Raw genomic sequence first — 16,260 nt, forward strand, 5'->3', positions numbered from 1 at the left:
AAGATGATCATGCGCGAGACAGTCACCAAAGGCTTGGCGCTGCTGTTGGGCGGTCTAATCCTTTATACCTCCGCCACTGGGCCGTTTGAGAGCTTGATTCAGCGGAGTATCTTTCTCGCGCTGGTCATCCTGCTAGGGCTTGCCGTCTACCCATTAGGGGAGGGCAAGCGCTGGCGGCCGCTGGGCATCGCCATTGATGTCGTACTTGGAGTAGGTGTGTTAGGCGCCTGCGGCTATGTGGCACTTAACCATGAGCAAATCCTGGTGGAGCTCCCCTGGGCTACGCCCCGCGACATGTTGCTAACCGGCGTGCTGTTAGTGGCGATTTTGGAGCTTTCGCGACGCGCTATCGGGGCTATTTTCCCACTGCTGGTAGTCGCGGGGTTAGCCTACGCGTGGTTCGGGGCCGCGATTCCAGGGCCGCTCGGCCACCGGGGGTTTGATCTCTACTACATGACCGAAACCATCTACCTGGGTGATCTAGGCGTGTGGGGCATGCTGGTCGGCGTTGCCGCCACTACCATTGCGGCTTTCGTGCTTTTCGGCTGTTTGCTACTGCACACCGGGGGCGGCAATACCTTTATGGATTTGGCGCTGCGTATTAGCGGCCGTTCGCCGGGCGGTGCAGCCAAAGTAGCCACGGTAGCCTCCGGGCTGTTTGGTATGGTCAGTGGCAGCGCGGTGGCCAATGTCGCCACGACGGGCAATTTCACCATTCCCATGATGAAACGCTTGAACTACCCAAGCCCGTTTGCGGCTGGGGTAGAAGCGGTCGCCTCCACCGGCGGTCAAATCGCACCGCCGATCCTGGGCGCTGCGGCATTTATCATGGCGGAAATTCTCGGTGAGAGTTACCTGCGTATCGCCTTGGCGGCCTTGCTGCCGGCGATACTTTTCTACCTGGGTGTGTTTGTCACGATTCACCTGGTGGCCAAGCGCCGTCAGTTGCAGGTGGTACCCGATGACGAGCTGCCCAGCTGGTCAGACGTGATACGCGCTGAACGGATCATTCCCATTCTGGCTGCGTTGGGTGGGCTGTTTTACGGTGTGCTTAGCGGCCGTTCGATTCAGATGTCCGCTTTTTACGGCATCCTGATGACCGTGCTGACCTTTGTACCCTTTGCGCTAATGGCCAAGATGCCGTTGCGCGAGATTCTCGGCAAGCTGGTGGCGGGCCTGGTCGATGCCGGTAAAGGCATGGTGATTATCGGCGTGCTGCTGGCTGGGGCGCAGATTCTGGTGGCGATGATTGGCATGACCGGCATCGGCGTAACGCTGGCGAGCTTGATCGTCACGGTCGGTGGAGAGTCCCTTTTCCTGGTCGCCTTTATCGTTGGCGGCGTCTGTCTGATTCTGGGCATGGGTATTCCGACCACGGCAGCGTATGTACTCGTCGCCTCCGTATTGGCTCCGGCGCTTACCACCATCGGTGTTGAGCCACTGATTGCCCACTTGTTCGTTTTCTACTTCGCGACACTTTCAGTCATTACACCGCCTGTCTGTATTGCGGTATTCGTGGCCTCAGGCATTGCCGACACCAACTGGCTGCCTGCCGCCGTCGAATCGGTGCGTTTGGCAGCGGCGATCTATGTCATTCCTTTCCTGCTGCTGATCTACCCAGCCCTGGCGGGGTTTGGGACTCCCCTGGAGATCGTCTTGGCCAGTTGTCAGGGTGTCGTGTTCGTGATGGCCTTCGCCGCGCTGATGTCTCGGGTCGCCATGACGGGTAAGCGCGTGATTGATGTGGTGGCGCTGATCGCGGTGATTGGGCTTGCGCTGACGCCAGGCTGGCTGACCACGCTGGCAGCGCTCGTCTTGATCATTGGGCTATTTATACGCCGCCGCTCGCTGCTGGATGACGAGCCGGTAGTTGCCTCCGGCGACCACCACTCCCTTCAGGCCAAGGAGACACATTTATGAGTTTTTTACTGGGCAGCGGGGCAGGCTTTTCCGGTGACCGTACCGATGCGGCCGTGGCGGTGGTGGCAGAGTTGATCAAGCGACAGCAACCCTCTGCCTTGGTATTCGAAACCCTGGGTGAGCGGACATTGGCGGCCGCCCACCGGGCGATGCGTGAGGACCCCGAAAGCGGGTTTGAACCGCTGCTGGACGAGCTGCTGGCGCCAGTGCTTCGCGATTGCCTGGATCACGGCATTAAAATTCTAGGCAACTTCGGTGCAGCGAACCCTGGTGGCGCGTGCCAGGTCATTGCGGAGCTAGCCGCACAGCTTGGTCGTCCAGAGGTGCGGATTGCCCAGGTGCATGGCGATGATATCCGCCAGCAACTGCATGGCCTGGACTTGCAGCGTTGGGAGGCCGAACGGTTGGAGATGCCGGGCGATGACGCCTTGATTTCCGCCAATGTCTACCTGGGCGCCAAGGCACTGGCCGAAGCGTTAGCCATGCAAGCCGATGTCGTGGTCACCGGGCGGGTAGCCGATCCGGCACTGTTCTTAGCCCCGCTGATGCACCACTTCGATTGGCGTTGGGATGATTGGGACCGCCTGGCTTGCGGCATGATGGCCGGACACCTGGCCGAGTGTGGCGCCCAGGTAAGCGGCGGCTACTTTGCCGACCCAGGTTTTAAAGACGTACCAGGCCTCGCCACGGTGGGCTATCCGATTATTGAAGTGGAGCAGGATGGCAGCCTAATCATCACCAAGCCTGCCAATACCGGCGGCTGTGTTACCGAGCAAACGGTGAAAGAGCAGCTGCTCTATGAGGTCCATGACCCAGCCAATTACCTGACCCCGGATGTCACGGTGGATCTTACCCACGCCGAGGTCCGCCAGCTCTCACCTAACCGCGTAGCGGTAACGGGCATTCGCGGCAAGCCCGCCCCCGAACGGCTAAAGACCACCGTCTGCTACGAAGGGGGGTGGCAGGGTGAAGCAGAAATTTCCTATGCCGGGCCCAATGCGCTAGCAAGAGCCCAGCTTGCCGCCCAGGTACTGCGTGAGCGGTTGGTATTTCGCGCCCCGGCTGAGCTGCGGATCCGCTTGGATATCATTGGCCTCGCCAGCGTATTCGATAGTGATAGCGGCGAGCTTCAGCGTAGCGCTTCAACGTCTGTCAGCGGCGATTACCGGCTGCGGTTGGCAGCGGAGCACAGCGAGCGGCGCTGGGTAGCCCGCGCCACCCAAGAGCTACTGGCGCTTTACTGTGCCGGGCCTGCCGGCGGCGGCGGGGTGCGACGTCAGTTTCAACGGCGGGTATTTACCGCCTCATATCTAGTCAAGCGTAGCGACATTTATGCCCATGCCACGCTATTTGAGTCGCCGACCCAGGAAGCCCACAGGAGCGAACGCTATGCTGCAAGCTGAACCCACACAAACGTCAATGCGTGCGCCCGCCTCGATCTCTCTTCACCAGCTGGCGCACGCCCGTGCGGGGGATAAAGGCGAACGCCTCAACGTGGCGCTGTTTGCCTATGAGGCGGATCACTACGCCACCTTGCTGGAACAGGTCACCGAAGAACGAGTGCTGGCGCTATTCTCCCATCGCGGCGCTAGCCGGGTGCGGCGCTACCCTCTACCTAACTTGGCAGGCATGAACTTCGTGATCGATGATGTGCTTCAAGGCGGCGTTAACGGGGCACTCAATCTGGATGGCCATGGCAAAACGCTGTCGTTTTTGTTGTTAAGCCTGGAGGTTCACCTCTAGCCAGTTTTTTAACCACGCACTCGACCTAGGTGGTCATGACGCGCTGCTCAAAACGCCCTACTATGCATGAACTTGCATGCGAGCTAATCAATATAGTGATAGCTAATATAATAAAAGTGGTGTTTAAGGAGCAGCCCGATGACCGCAGCAACGCTAGGTTCCCAGCGCTTTAGAGTGCTATTGGCGGGCGTTTTCAGCCAGGTATTGTGTGTGGGTATCGCCCGCTTTGCCTATACGCCGTTGCTGCCAGTCATGCAGCAGCAAACCTGGATGGGGGACGCCGATGGCGGCTGGCTGGCGGCGCTCAACTACGCGGGCTATATGCTGGGGGCGGTGTTGGCCGCCACTATCCGCAGTCTCTATATCAAAGACCTCCTATTTCGCTGTGGGTTAATCCTGGCAGTGCTTACCACCGCGGGCATGGCGCTCACCGAGCACTTCTGGGTATGGGCGGGGCTGCGTTTTCTGGCGGGTCTTTCCAGCAGTGGCTCAATGTTGCTAGCGTCCGGGTTGATTCTTCACTGGCTAATGCAACACCGTCAGCGCGGAGAGCTGGGCATCCACTTTGCTGGTTTGGGCATTGGTATGGTGGTGGTCTCCGTCGCGGTTGAAATGATGCTGCAGCTTTCGTTTAGCTGGCAGACCCAGTGGTGGGGCTTTAGCCTGCTGGGCGCAGCTCTACTCGTGCCCGCGTGGCAGTGGTTGCCGCGCCCGGAGAAACCGGTCGTCGGTGCTCCCGCGGCTAACAGCCAACCCGCGATGCCGCCCACACGCACCTTTATGCGCTGGATGCTGGCTGCCTATTTTTGCGCCGGTTATGGCTATGTGATCAGCGCTACCTTTCTTGTCGCGATTGTCGAGCGTGAGCCGCTGCTGGCGGGGCTGGGTAACTGGACCTTTGCCCTGGCCGGTTTAGCCGCTGCCCCGGCGGTGATGCTGTGGGATCTAGTCGCCCGCCGCGTCGGTTACCTGGGGGCGCTGATTATTGCCATGTGCATTCAGGTAGTGGGCATTCTACTGCCTGCGATTACCGCGAATGCAGCGGCGGTGTTGCTCAGCGCCGTGCTCTACGGCGGTACCTTCCTCGGCTGCGTCAGTCTGGTGCTAACCATGGCAGGGCGGCTTTATCCTTCAAGCCCAGCGCGGTTAATGGGGCAGATGACCCTGGCCTACGGCGTTGCCCAGATATGCGCCCCGGCCTTGACCGGCATGCTGGCCGAAGCCTCTGGCAATTACAGCCTAGGGCTTTGGTTGGCAGGCGGCTTTGTGGCCCTCGGCGCCGTGCTGCTGGTCTGTTTGCGCCGGGTGGATCAAACCGCCCAGCGTCTGGATGCTGCCGCCAAGGCCGCCGTATACGCCTAGACGCTGTTGGGCATTGCCCGCAAAATCCTATAGGATGAGCGCCTTTTTCTGACAGGGTAACTGGGCAAATGACCTCTTCTGGGCAACCTCGCACCCAGTGGCTAGGCCGCTGGGGGTTTATGTTGGCAGCAACCGGTTCGGCGGTTGGGCTGGGCAATATCTGGAAATTCCCCTATATCACCGGGGAGTTCGGCGGCGGTGCCTTCGTACTGGTGTACCTGGCCTGTATTTTTGCCGTGGGTGTGCCGGTCATGATGACCGAGATCGCCTTTGGACGGCGCGGCCAGGGCAGCCCAGTGGATGCCATTCGCCGCGTGGTCAATGAATCAGGCCGCTCGTCGGTGTGGTCGCTGATTGGCTGGATGGCCATGCTCTGCGGCTTTATGGTGCTGTCGTTTTACGTCGTTGTGGCGGGCTGGTCGTTCTCGTATCTGTGGAAGATGCTGACCGGTGGCTTAGCAGGCAGCAGCGTCGATGAGATGGCCGCCGTGTTTGGCGCCAACAACGCTAATCCGCTGAATCTCGGTTTCTGGAGTACCTTGGTGACGCTGCTCACCATGCTAATTGTGGGCAAGGGCGTACAGAAGGGGATCGAGAAGAGTGTCAGTTGGATGATGCCGGGCTTGGTCATCATGCTGGTGATCCTGATTGGCTTTGGCCTGTTTTCCGGCGGCTTTGGCGCGGCGGTTAACTTCCTGTTCTCGTTCAACGCGGGCAGCCTCTCCAGCGAAGGGCTGCTGGCAGCGCTGGGGCATGCCTTCTTTACCCTCTCGCTGGCCTCCGGGGCGATCCTTACCTACGGCAGCTATTTACCCAAAGGTGCCTCGATTGGTCGCACCACGGTTAGTGTGGCCGTGGCGGATACGGTCGTGGCGTTGATGGCGGGGCTGGCGATCTTTCCGGTGATCTTCGCCAACGGCATGGACCCCGGCGAAGGCCCAGGGCTTATTTTCATGAGCCTGCCCCTGGCCTTCCAGGCGATGCCGCTGGGGACGCTGTTTGGCATTTTGTTCTTCCTGATGCTCTCCATGGCCGCGTTGACCTCTGCCATTTCCATGGTCGAGGCGACGGTTTCCTGGCTGTGCGATAACAAAGGCATTTCGCGCCCGGCAGCCGCTTGGGGCACGGGCATTGTGCTGTGGTTGATTAGCACCCTGGCGATGCTGTCATTCAATCTGGGCGCGGATTGGACGCTGGCAGGCAAGACCTTTTTCGACTGGCTGGATTACCTGACCTCACGCTGGATGATGCCGCTGGGCGGCTTAGGCATGGTGGTGCTGGCAGGCTTTATACTGAAGAGCGACACTTTCCGCGAGGAGCTGGGGCTTGCGCCGCTGCCCTACGCCTTGTGGCTGACCATGGTGCGTTACGTTAGCCCGCTCGGCATCGTGGTGATTTTTGTCGATGCCCTGGGCGTCTATCAAGTCTCGTTCGCAGCGCATTGGCCGTGGCTGCTGGGGATTCTGGTTACGATGGCGGCGCTGGGGGAAAGTCTAAGCCCGCGGCTGCGTTCTGCGCTTCGCACTGGCTAGGGTGTGTTGCTCGCGCTGCTTTGCCTTTTCCTTCGCCTCGGCGGCGGCCACCGCGCCGGGGTGAGTGCCCACTTTCATCAGCTCATCCCAGCGCGTGGTAAAGCGGTTGGAACGGTGAGCGCAGCGTAGCTGCCAAGCCGCGGGAGCATCGGTCATGCCAAAGCTAATGGTGCCTTGCCCCATCTGCTGATTGATCTGATCGACGGTGGCCATCAAAAACGGATGCCGATCACGGGCCGGGGGATGCAGCAGCGAAAGCTGGTGCTCTTTGGCATCGACCAAATCTAGCAGCATTACACCGGCCTTCATAAACCGAAAGCGGGGCCGGTGAATCTGCTCAAGCCCTTCGCGTACGGCATCGAGAATCACGCGCGTATCGTCGCTGGGCGAGTGCAGGGGTATCAGCGCCTGCGGGAAATATTGCGGTTGGTCGCGGCGGTGGCGATTGGTGTTCAGAAACACCATCACTGCACGCGCCATGCTGCCCTGTTCACGCAGTTTTTCAGCGCTACGCTGGGCGTGACGGCGCAGCGCGTTGTGCACTTCAGCAAACTCGCCGGTCGGTTGGCCGAACGAGCGCGAGGTCATAATGCGCTGGCGCGGTTGGTCCAGCGCGTTCATTTCCAGGCAGGGCGTGCCGCGCAACTCCAGCGCCGTGCGGGCCAGCACCACCGAAAAGCGCTTACGCAGCCATTTTTCATCGCTTTCGCGTAAATCCCAGGCAGTGTTGATGTCGCCAATGGCCAAGCGCTCGGCCAGCCGACGCCCGACGCCCCACACACTGCCCACCGGGGTGCGCTTTAACAGCGCCTCGGTGGTGTGGCCCTGCCCCTGCAATAGGCAAACGCCTTCGTAGAGGGGGTCTTGTTTAGCTAAATGATTGGCCAGCTTGGCCAGCGTATGGGTCGGGGCCAACCCCACACAGACCGGCAGGCCCAGGTGGCGGTGAATACGCTGGCGCAACTGCTTACCCAGCGCCTCACACTGCTGGGAGGTAAAGCCGTCTAAATAGATGAACATTTCATCGATCGAGTAGGGCGCGATCTCTGGGCAGGCGTCACGCAACAACTGCGCTAACCGCGCCGACATATCGCCATACAGCTCGTAATTAGACGAGAGCAGATGAATCTCGCCACGCTGGCGCAGCCCTTCCAGTTTGAAGGCGGGCGTTCCCATGGGAATATCCAGCGCCTTCAACTCGGCAGAACGGGCGATCACACAGCCATCGTTATTCGACATCACGCCCACCGGGCGGCCTTCAAGGTGAGGCTGAAACACCCGCTCGCAGCTGACATAAAAGTTATAACTACGAATGATCCAATTATGGACATGACTTTAAACTGAGCATAACAGGGCTTTCACTATATGGCCTCGTGTCCATGGCGAACGTCGATATAAGGCCCTCTTCATACACTTTTTTGTCCATGCCATTGATGGATTGGTATTTCGTACCCCAAAAACGTAGCCCACTATTGCGGTCTAAAGGCACTGCCTGTTAGAACCATCAATTGACAGCTACGAGGAAAATAAAATGTCCGGGCCTAAACAAAAGGAAACACTCAATGGACTTATGGCCTCGATCCCATTTCGGTTCCGCAAATGAGATTTTCCTTGTTGACGACAATATTTGAACAACCATTGGTTTCGGGATCTTAAAAAAGCAGATGGAAAAGGAGAAGGTGGCCGCGATCCAGAAGCCGACATAAAGCTTTTGGCCTGGAGCGGGCTAACTTCGAACTAAGCCTGACTGTTGGAACAGTTTACAGGTGTAGAGAGGGGGCCTTGGTAAGAAAGGATAAAATTTACGACGGTCTACATGGCGAATTCTCAAAAACCTCAACCAAATAGTCGATCATCGCTCTTACTTTGAGGGGTAACCGACGATCCGGCGCGAACAGCACATGCAGGCCGCCGAGATCCAGTGGAGGGTGATCCAATTCGAAAGCAACCAGAGCGCCACTGGCCAATGCCTCGGACACGATAAAGTTGGGCTGATATATGATCCCTTGGCCCTTAACGGCGGCAGCAAGAAGTGCGTCGCCATTGTTGGACATGAGGTTGCCTGTTACGGGCACCTGGATCTTACCATCTTGGCCGAATGCCCAGGTGCCGCCGCGTTGCGCTGAGGAAAGGCTGTAGCTCAGGCAATTGTGGTTTGAGAGCTCGGCAACACGGTTAGGGGTTCCATGTTTTTTCAGATACTCAGGCGAGGCACAAAGTCGCATCGGGCAATTGCCGAGACGGCGGGCCCTGAGGTCGCTGTCAGCGAGGTGTCCGATGCGGACAATCAGGTCCCAGCTCTCTTTCAGCAGATCCTGTTGAGTGTCGCTCAGGCCAAGATCCACCTCCACCAGTGGGTAACGATGGGTGAATTCCGGTATTAACGGTGCAATGAAGCGTGTGCCAAAGGATAGCGGTGCATTCAGACGTAATCGACCCATGGCCTGATGCTGCTGGGAAGATACTTCGGACTCCGCTTCTTCAAGATCCTGAAGAATGCGCTGACAGGCCTGCAGGTATTCCCGTCCGGCATCTGTCAGTGATAACTGTCGAGTGGTGCGATGAAGCAGTTTCGTGCCGAGCCTGGTTTCCAGTGAATCCACATGTTTTGTGGCCATTGCCGGCGACATGTTCAGCTCCCGGCCGGCGGCAGACAGACTACCTCTGGACGCTGCCTGAACGAATACCTGCATGCTTGTGTATCGGTCCAGCATTTTATTTCCTACCTTTAGTTAAAACAGTTCCTTTTTTAAGTCCGTTCTCCTTTCCTGAGTATCAGTATAACCTGTTCATTGTGATATCTGAACTATTCAAACCTATGGAGGTATGTCGATGTCCACGCAGCCAAGAGTGCCTACCAGACAACCGGTATTTTTTATTCCCCACGGCGCTGGCCCTTGTTTCTTTATGGACTGGAGTCCCCGCAATACGTGGGACGGTATGGCCGACTTTCTTCGAAGCGTCATCGGGCGTTTGCCAGAAAAGCCGACGGCCATCCTCCTGGTATCCGCCCACTGGCGCACTCAAGAGTTTAGTGTGACCGCCGGCAGCCAGCCCGATCTCATTTATGACTATTTCGGTTTTCCGGACCACACCTATAAATTGACTTATCCGGCTCCAGGAGCGCCGGCATTGGCGCATCGCGTGAGTCGTCTACTGGTTGGGGCACAACAGAACACCCTGGAGGATTCCGGGCGTGGGTTTGATCACGGTATGTTTATTCCGCTCAAGGTGATGTTCCCCGAGGCAGACATTCCTGTGGTTCAGCTGTCGTTACGGCAGGACCTGGACCCCGAAGCACACCTGCAGGCAGGCAGAGCTCTGGCGCCACTGCGTGACGAAGGTGTGCTGATTCTCGGCAGTGGCATGAGCTTCCACAACATGCGTGGCTACGGCGACAAGCGGTTTACACCGCTCTCCGAGGCGTTCGATGACTGGCTGACGGACACTGTCGAAGGTGACTCCGGAATTCGTTATCAGCGATTGAGGAAATGGGTTCAGGCACCCCACGCCCTCGATTGTCATCCGCATGGAGACGAGGAACACCTGATTCCATTGCTCGTGGCAGCGGGTGCAGCGGGCGAGGAGCCCGGCAAGAAGGTTTATTCCGAACGGGTGATGGAAACCCAGTTATCGGCGTTTCAATTTGGTTGAGTGGGTGACGTCCCCTCAAAAATCAATGGCAAGAGGAATTAAATGATGAAAATTGAACTCACGGGCAAACAGTCGTTGGTCACCGGCTCTACCGCGGGCATCGGTTTGGCCATTGCCCAGGGGCTGGCCGAGGCCGGTGCCTCGGTAACTATAGTGGGTCGTGACCAGGCCAAAGTGGATAAGGCGCTGGCCGAGATAGCCAATGCCAGCGGTCGGGACGATGCAAAAGGCATTATCGCGGACCCGGGTACCGCGGAAGGTTGCCGGACCATCATCGAACAGCTGCCCGAGGTGGATGTTCTGGTCAACAACCTGGGTATTTATGGCGGCGTTCCATTCTTCGATATCGACGATGCTGCCTGGGAAGAGATTTTCCAGGTCAACGTGATGAGCGGTGTTCGACTTGCCCGGCATTACGCAACTGGCATGAAGGCTCGGGGCTGGGGGCGTATCCAGTTCATCTCTAGTGAATCGGCGTTGAATATTCCATCGGAGATGGTGCACTACGGGGTGAGCAAGGCGGCGCTTCAAGGTGTATCCCGGGGTCTCGCCAAGGTTCTTGCCGGAACCGGTGTGACCGTGAACAGCATCCTTCCCGGTCCGACCCGTACTGAAGGAGCCAAAGCCATGATGGCTGACCTGGCGGCTGAGCGGGGAGTCTCCCCGGAAGCAATGGAAACCCTGTTCCTGGACGAAAACCGGCCTTCCACGCTGCTCCGACGTTTTGCCGAACCGGAAGAGGTCGCCAGCCTCTGTGTCTACGCTGCGTCTCCCCAGGCCAGTGCCACCACAGGCGCCGCCCTGCGTGTTGAAGGTGGCATTGTGGAAAGCATTGCCTGAAATCGCCGGCCGGGACCACCCGGCCGACTCACCCACTGACAGTTGTTTTTTGAGGGAGGCATCATGAGTCTTCAGAAGAAACCCCTTGGGAAGTCCGGTTTGGAGATAGCCCCACTGGTATTTGGCGGAAACGTGTTTGGCTGGACAGCCGATGATAACCGCTCTTTTCAGCTACTCGATCGGTTTGTGGAGCAGGGCTTCAGCGCCATTGACACGGCCGACGTATATTCTGCGTGGGCACCGGGCCTTGAAGGTGGCGAGTCGGAGGCAGTTATCGGACGATGGCTGAAAAAGCGGGGACGTCGTGATGACGTCATTCTCATGAGCAAAGTCGGTATGCTGGAGCGTCGTAAAGGGCTATCTGCAGCCAACATCGAAGCTGCAATTGAGGATTCCCTGTCACGTCTGGGCACCGATTACCTCGATGTATACTTCGCCCACATTGATGATCAGGAAGTCCCCTTGGAGGAAACATTGGGCGCGTTTGACCGGCTGATCAAGGCCGGTAAGGTGCGGGCCATCGGCGCCTCCAATTATTCGTCCGATCGATTGGAACAGGCGCTGGCCGTGTCTCGTGATCATGGGTTCGCGCGCTATGAGCTGATCCAGCCCCTCTACAACCTGCATGACCGGGCCGATTTCGAGTCGTCGCTGGCGAAAGTCGCCAGCGAGCACAATCTTGGCGTGGTGAGCTACTTTTCTCTGGCCAGTGGATTCCTGACTGGCAAATACGCTCAGCTTTCAGACCTGGAAGGCAACCCTCGGGCTGACTTTCTCAACGGTTATTTCAGCGATCGTGGTCAGCGCATTCTGGATACCCTGATGGCCGTTTCGCAGGAGGCTTCAGCAAAACCATCCCAAGTGGCACTGGCCTGGCTGCTCCACCAGCCAGAACTGACCGCACCGATTGTCAGTGCAACATCGCTGTCTCAACTGGATGAGATATTGGCTTCGGTGAAATTGTCACTACCGGAAGAGATGCTTTCCAGGCTGGACGCCGCCAGTAGGCAGTGATATGAAGATGAGGCTGGAATGAGTGTGCATTCTGGCTTCATCCTCTTTGGTAACACCTTCAATGGTAATGAAACCCGCAATACGGAGAACCCAATCATGATCCACGATTCTCGTGAGCGGTATGGCGCTCTCACCAAACTGCTGCACTGGTCGATGGCCCTACTGGTGTTCTGGCAACTGCTCAAGTTTGGTGATCGAATCTTCGACGGAGAACACTGGGTCGGACAAACGCTGGTGCCCTGGCATGTCTCTATAGGTTCGCTGATGTTGCTGCTGATTCTGGTACGCTTGGCCTGGGCCGCTGGCCAGCGTCATCAGCGCCCGCAGCAAGATCCGGCGCAGGCTCTGCTGGTCAAGGCCGGTCATGGGGCGTTGTATCTTGGCCTGTTGCTGATGCCGATAACCGGGGTAATGGTCATGCTGGGTGGTGGCCACGGGATTACGGCTTTCGGTATCGAGCTTTTTGCTGAAGGCGAGGAAATTGCCTGGGCCCAAGCCCTGGGACAGCTCCATTCGCCAATCGCATGGATTTTGACCGTTTTGATTGTTGGTCATATTGGTATGGCACTGATTCATCACTTCGTGAAAAGAGACGATACGCTTAAACGTATGGTGTGATGAGGCAATCTCCAAAACCAAAAATTCTCGTTATTTCGCGACTTGATTGCGGAAACTCCGAATAGATCAATGAGGCAAACGGTTATTAGGCTAACTATATCTTAAGCTATCCAATTTTGTCGGAGGTCAAGTGCATCAGCGCTTATCCAGAGTAAAAAGTCGATCAGCTGCAATCCGGTTTCTGCTATCGCGGGCACAGTTCAAAGAGTGCTTTGCCGTAGTTAATCAGCCTGGCTTCAGGAACTCGGCACTGGCCGGACTACAGGTGGCTATCGCGGCGCTGGTTGTGCTTCCGCTGATCGAGCTATCCGACTTTTCGCACCTGATTGGATTTGCTTCGCTGGGTACATTGGTGGCTTTGTTTGGCCGTTTTGCGGCCCCGGAACGCCGGGGCTTTACGGTTTTCCTTTGTTTGCTCTGCCAAACCGCAACCGTTTTTGTGATGTCCCTGGTGGCCTGGCTGGAGTTGCCCATGGTTGGTCAGCTGGCCATTCTGGCGCTGTTGTGCGGTACGCTGTTTTACATCGTCACCGTTGGTGATTTCGGTCCGCCAGGTGCATTGATCTTCATATTCGCCGCCAGCGTTTCAATGGGCCAAGTGGATACCTTTGCCTCTGTCCTCGAACGTACGACTGCGACCGCAGTGGCCGCTGCTCTTGCCTGGCTAGTGGTGATGATCACCGACGTGTTCCGCCACGATACACCGGCGGCACAGGATTGGTTCAAAAGCCGGCCCGCCAGTCACAAGTTGATCGCCGTCGCGCGCATGGTGTTGGGCTCTGCCGTGGCGGCTTATGTTGCTTATGCGTTTGGCGGTCAGCACGCCGGTTGGGCGGCCATGGGCGCTGTCGCCGTGTTACAGGGTAGCCATTTGCATATCAGTATGAGCCGAGCCCTACAGCGCACCATAGGCAACGTACTCGGCGCTCTCCTTGTGGCTTTGGTGCTGCTAAGCCAGCCCTCTGTGTGGACCATTATTGGGCTGGTGGCGTTACTGTCGTTCGCTACCGAGACCATCATCGGATCGAATTATGGACTGGGCCAGGTTCTGGTTACGCCCATGGCTCTGTTTATGAGCTATCTGGCGGCACCAGACCTTGCTGGCATGGCGATGGTGCAGGAGCGGGTAGTAGATACCCTCATAGGGACCGCTGTCGGGATCTGTTTTGCGATTCTGTTTTCGACCCTGGACGACCGAGCTCATTTGCTAACTCATCACATAAATCGCGGAAGGTAAGTTGCAGTCACGGGCTGTTGGTTCTCGAACGCCTATCAAAACCTTGGTCTGTCCCAGATGCAAGAGAGCCAGTTTATGGGTAGTTCATAGGCCCTGAGTATCACTGAGAATGAATCGGACGCGGCGTTTTGGATTAGAGACCGCAATACGAGTGTGGGTTTAAGAATACGAGCGGGAGTGCCAGTTACTGGATCGGGAAAGAGATCACGGCGGCTTCAGTTGACCGATTCAATAAGCTCCCTTGTCACCACATCTTGGGGCTGATCTCAGCATAAATACAACCTTCCCTCATCACTACAATGTGGTTGGCACAGCGACAGGCGTTGGCGAGATCGTCGATAGCTATGGCAATGGTTTTGCCCCCGGCGACTCAGTTCCCGGATAAGATCGAACCCCTCGACCTAGCGGCCAAGATCCAGGGCTAAGGTCGGTTCATCGGGAAGGACCAATTGCGTTTCCTCGACAACGGTCATGGTAATCCAGACCCTTTGCTTCGGGCCTCCGGATAGCGCGTCCAAAGGGCGCTCTATCGGTTCTGACATGTTCACAACCCCGACTGAATCCGAGAATTACCCCTTTAAGCACGACATGCCCCTCAGCCTCAATGGACTTACCCCGATGCGTGTGACACACCGTAGCCTCAAATTGAACCCCTCGGACTCGGCCCTGAATGTTCGCTTTGCGACCCGAGCGGCCAAATTGTGGTAGCATCATTTGGGTAGCAAATCGGAAAAGCGTAACCTGCTATGCGTCATTGAATATCATGAGCTTACCGGAATATTACGTGTAACCGGAGGGCTAAAAGCGTGACACCCTCCCGGCCTTCAACCGCTCAATCTCATCCAGAAGCTCTTCGATAGTCGAATTCTGCGCCGCCACAATAGAACTCAGGCGATCAATCTGCTTGCGATAGTCTGCGATCTTCTGCTTATCGGTTCTTGCCCTGTTGTCTGTAGTACGCTTGCTGCTCCTCTTTTGCTCCGACTTAGAAGTTATGTAGGCTTGAACCTCAAGTATCAGCAAAGGGTACCTGTCCTTTTTCAAAGCTGAGGGATCTCGTCCCGCTTCTCTCGCAACGTTGTTTTGGGTAACAGCTGCCCCCAAAGGAAGGCGGATTGTAGTGGTCAACTAATCCCGGACAGTAATTTAAGATTTTCCTCAGCCACAACGGGAGGCATGCCACCGTTAAACGAATGAGGGCGCTGCTGGTTGTAGTAACCCATCAGATATCCACTAACGTCTTTCTTGGCCTCAGGTAGATTTCGATATCCCAAAGCCGGTATCCACTCCGATTTCAGGCTCCGGAACAGCCTTTCCATCGGCGAGTTGTCCCAGCAGTTGCCACGTCGGCTCATGCTTTGTTTAATTCGATAGCGCCAAAGTCTTTGGCGGAACTTGCGGCTTGCATACTGACTACCCTGATCGGAATGGAACATGACGCTCTTTGGCTGACCACGTTGCTCCCAAGCGTGATCCAGCGCTTTCACAACAAGATCTGCATCTGGGCTGGACGACATGGCCCAGCCAACAACACGACGAGCATAAAGATCCAACACAACGGCAAGATAGCTCCAACGCTGGCCACTCCAGATATAAGTGATGTCACCACACCAGACCTGATTGGGCTGGTCTGGTGTAAATTTGCGGTCAAGATGGTTCGCAATATCCGGTCGCTCAACGGTCGCCTGCTTGTAAGCATGAGGGCCCGGCTGCTTACAGATCAACCCCATTTCGCTCATCAAACGCCGAACCTTGAAACGACCAATGGTGACGCCTTCTTCGTTGAGCAAACCCTTGATCGAGCGGCTGCCAGCTGAGTTGCGACTCTTTTTGAAAAGGCGGTTTACCTGAGCTTTTAAGGCCAGACGCTCAACGTCCACGCGGTGCCGCCGCTGGCGGTACTCGTAGTAACTGGAGCGGCTAATATCAAACGCGTTACAGACCATTTCAACAGGCATTTGCTCACTCAACTGGTCTATCAGCGCGTACGATTCATGTCGTCCGACATCAAGAGAGCAGTAGCCTTTTTTAGGATGGTTTTTTCCATCTCAAGGCGTTTGCAGCGAGCCTCAAGCTCCTGAATGCGCTGCTGTTCTGGGGTTAACGCTTTGCCCTTAGGCGTTACTCCCTGACGCTCGTCCTCAAGCTGGTGAACCCAGCGTCGAAGGGCGCTTTCACCGACACCCAACGAGGTACAAGCTTGGGGATAGCTGTACCCTTGATCTAGTACTAGGCTGGCAGCTTCCTGCTTAAATTCAGGCGAAAAAGTACGTCGTTTCTTGGTCATCAGACACCTCGCTTATGGTGGCAATATTACCACCTACGTTGGTGTCCGGTTTT

Annotated in this window: 14 protein-coding genes; 10 read left to right on the forward strand and 4 right to left on the reverse strand. The window is 56.9% G+C overall.

What is annotated here, in order from left to right; genetic code table 11:
* Window positions 1-9 precede the first annotated feature (9 nt).
* The 5 genes from ACXUPB_RS06625 to ACXUPB_RS06645 all read left to right on the forward strand — a co-directional run bounded on the left by ACXUPB_RS06625 (window position 10) and on the right by ACXUPB_RS06645 (window position 6,557).
* A complete protein-coding gene (locus tag ACXUPB_RS06625; RefSeq protein ID WP_246362423.1) occupies window positions 10-1,920 on the forward strand; it encodes a TRAP transporter permease in 1,911 nt (636 codons plus the stop codon).
* Window positions 1,917-3,323 (forward strand): acyclic terpene utilization AtuA family protein, encoded by a 1,407-nt coding sequence (locus tag ACXUPB_RS06630; protein WP_035555340.1) that lies wholly within the window; start codon window positions 1,917-1,919, stop codon window positions 3,321-3,323. Before ACXUPB_RS06625 ends, ACXUPB_RS06630 begins: the two co-directional genes overlap by 4 nt.
* Window positions 3,310-3,663, forward strand: coding sequence for an AtuA-related protein (locus tag ACXUPB_RS06635; RefSeq protein ID WP_008957250.1), 354 nt, complete (start codon window positions 3,310-3,312; stop codon window positions 3,661-3,663). Before ACXUPB_RS06630 ends, ACXUPB_RS06635 begins: the two co-directional genes overlap by 14 nt.
* A 138-nt stretch (window positions 3,664-3,801) precedes the next feature.
* Window positions 3,802-5,025: a YbfB/YjiJ family MFS transporter gene (locus ACXUPB_RS06640; RefSeq protein WP_035555343.1), complete on the forward strand. Its 1,224-nt coding sequence runs from the start codon at window positions 3,802-3,804 to the stop codon at window positions 5,023-5,025.
* 68 nt (window positions 5,026-5,093) lie between these two features.
* Window positions 5,094-6,557 carry a sodium-dependent transporter gene (locus tag ACXUPB_RS06645; protein ID WP_472955945.1) on the forward strand — a complete coding sequence of 488 codons (1,464 nt, stop codon included), beginning with the start codon at window positions 5,094-5,096 and terminating at the stop codon, window positions 6,555-6,557.
* Here the strand turns inward: ACXUPB_RS06645 and ACXUPB_RS06650 are convergent.
* Both ACXUPB_RS06650 and ACXUPB_RS06655 read right to left on the reverse strand, forming a co-directional pair.
* On the reverse strand, window positions 6,519-7,874 hold the full coding sequence (locus ACXUPB_RS06650; RefSeq protein ID WP_179917284.1) for a Y-family DNA polymerase: 1,356 nt from the start codon (window positions 7,872-7,874) through the stop codon (window positions 6,519-6,521). The genes ACXUPB_RS06645 and ACXUPB_RS06650 overlap by 39 nt on opposite strands.
* A 485-nt stretch (window positions 7,875-8,359) precedes the next feature.
* The gene (locus tag ACXUPB_RS06655) at window positions 8,360-9,271 is read right to left on the reverse strand and encodes a LysR family transcriptional regulator (RefSeq protein WP_034821484.1); all 912 of its coding nucleotides are present in this window, start codon (window positions 9,269-9,271) and stop codon (window positions 8,360-8,362) included.
* A 118-nt stretch (window positions 9,272-9,389) separates the two neighbouring features.
* Here ACXUPB_RS06655 and ACXUPB_RS06660 point away from each other — a divergent pair, with 118 nt between their 5' ends.
* From ACXUPB_RS06660 to ACXUPB_RS06680, 5 genes are all read left to right on the forward strand, one after another.
* The gene (locus ACXUPB_RS06660) at window positions 9,390-10,211 is read left to right on the forward strand and encodes a DODA-type extradiol aromatic ring-opening family dioxygenase (protein ID WP_007105035.1); all 822 of its coding nucleotides are present in this window, start codon (window positions 9,390-9,392) and stop codon (window positions 10,209-10,211) included.
* A gap of 42 nt (window positions 10,212-10,253) precedes the next feature.
* Window positions 10,254-11,051: an SDR family NAD(P)-dependent oxidoreductase gene (locus ACXUPB_RS06665; RefSeq protein ID WP_007105034.1), complete on the forward strand. Its 798-nt coding sequence runs from the start codon at window positions 10,254-10,256 to the stop codon at window positions 11,049-11,051.
* 63 nt (window positions 11,052-11,114) lie between these two features.
* Window positions 11,115-12,065 carry an aldo/keto reductase gene (locus ACXUPB_RS06670; protein ID WP_007105033.1) on the forward strand — a complete coding sequence of 317 codons (951 nt, stop codon included), beginning with the start codon at window positions 11,115-11,117 and terminating at the stop codon, window positions 12,063-12,065.
* 18 nt (window positions 12,066-12,083) lie between these two features.
* Window positions 12,084-12,683, forward strand: coding sequence for a cytochrome b (locus ACXUPB_RS06675; protein WP_013786621.1), 600 nt, complete (start codon window positions 12,084-12,086; stop codon window positions 12,681-12,683).
* 130 nt (window positions 12,684-12,813) lie between these two features.
* Window positions 12,814-13,920: an FUSC family protein gene (locus ACXUPB_RS06680; protein ID WP_007105030.1), complete on the forward strand. Its 1,107-nt coding sequence runs from the start codon at window positions 12,814-12,816 to the stop codon at window positions 13,918-13,920.
* A 401-nt stretch (window positions 13,921-14,321) separates the two neighbouring features.
* Here ACXUPB_RS06680 and ACXUPB_RS06685 read toward each other — a convergent pair whose 3' ends face one another.
* Window positions 14,322-14,462, reverse strand: coding sequence for an ATP-binding cassette domain-containing protein (locus ACXUPB_RS06685; RefSeq protein ID WP_013786620.1), 141 nt, complete (start codon window positions 14,460-14,462; stop codon window positions 14,322-14,324).
* A gap of 582 nt (window positions 14,463-15,044) precedes the next feature.
* Window positions 15,045-16,207, reverse strand: a protein-coding gene (locus ACXUPB_RS06690) for an IS3 family transposase (protein WP_472955951.1) whose coding sequence is annotated in 2 segments (ribosomal slippage) — window positions 15,045-15,952 and window positions 15,952-16,207 — 1,164 coding nt in all. Because the reading frame shifts where the segments join, the coding sequence is not laid out codon by codon here.
* Between the last annotated feature and the right edge of the window lie 53 nt (window positions 16,208-16,260).

It is taken from the genome of Vreelandella sp. DA03-1M (assembly GCF_055725665.1).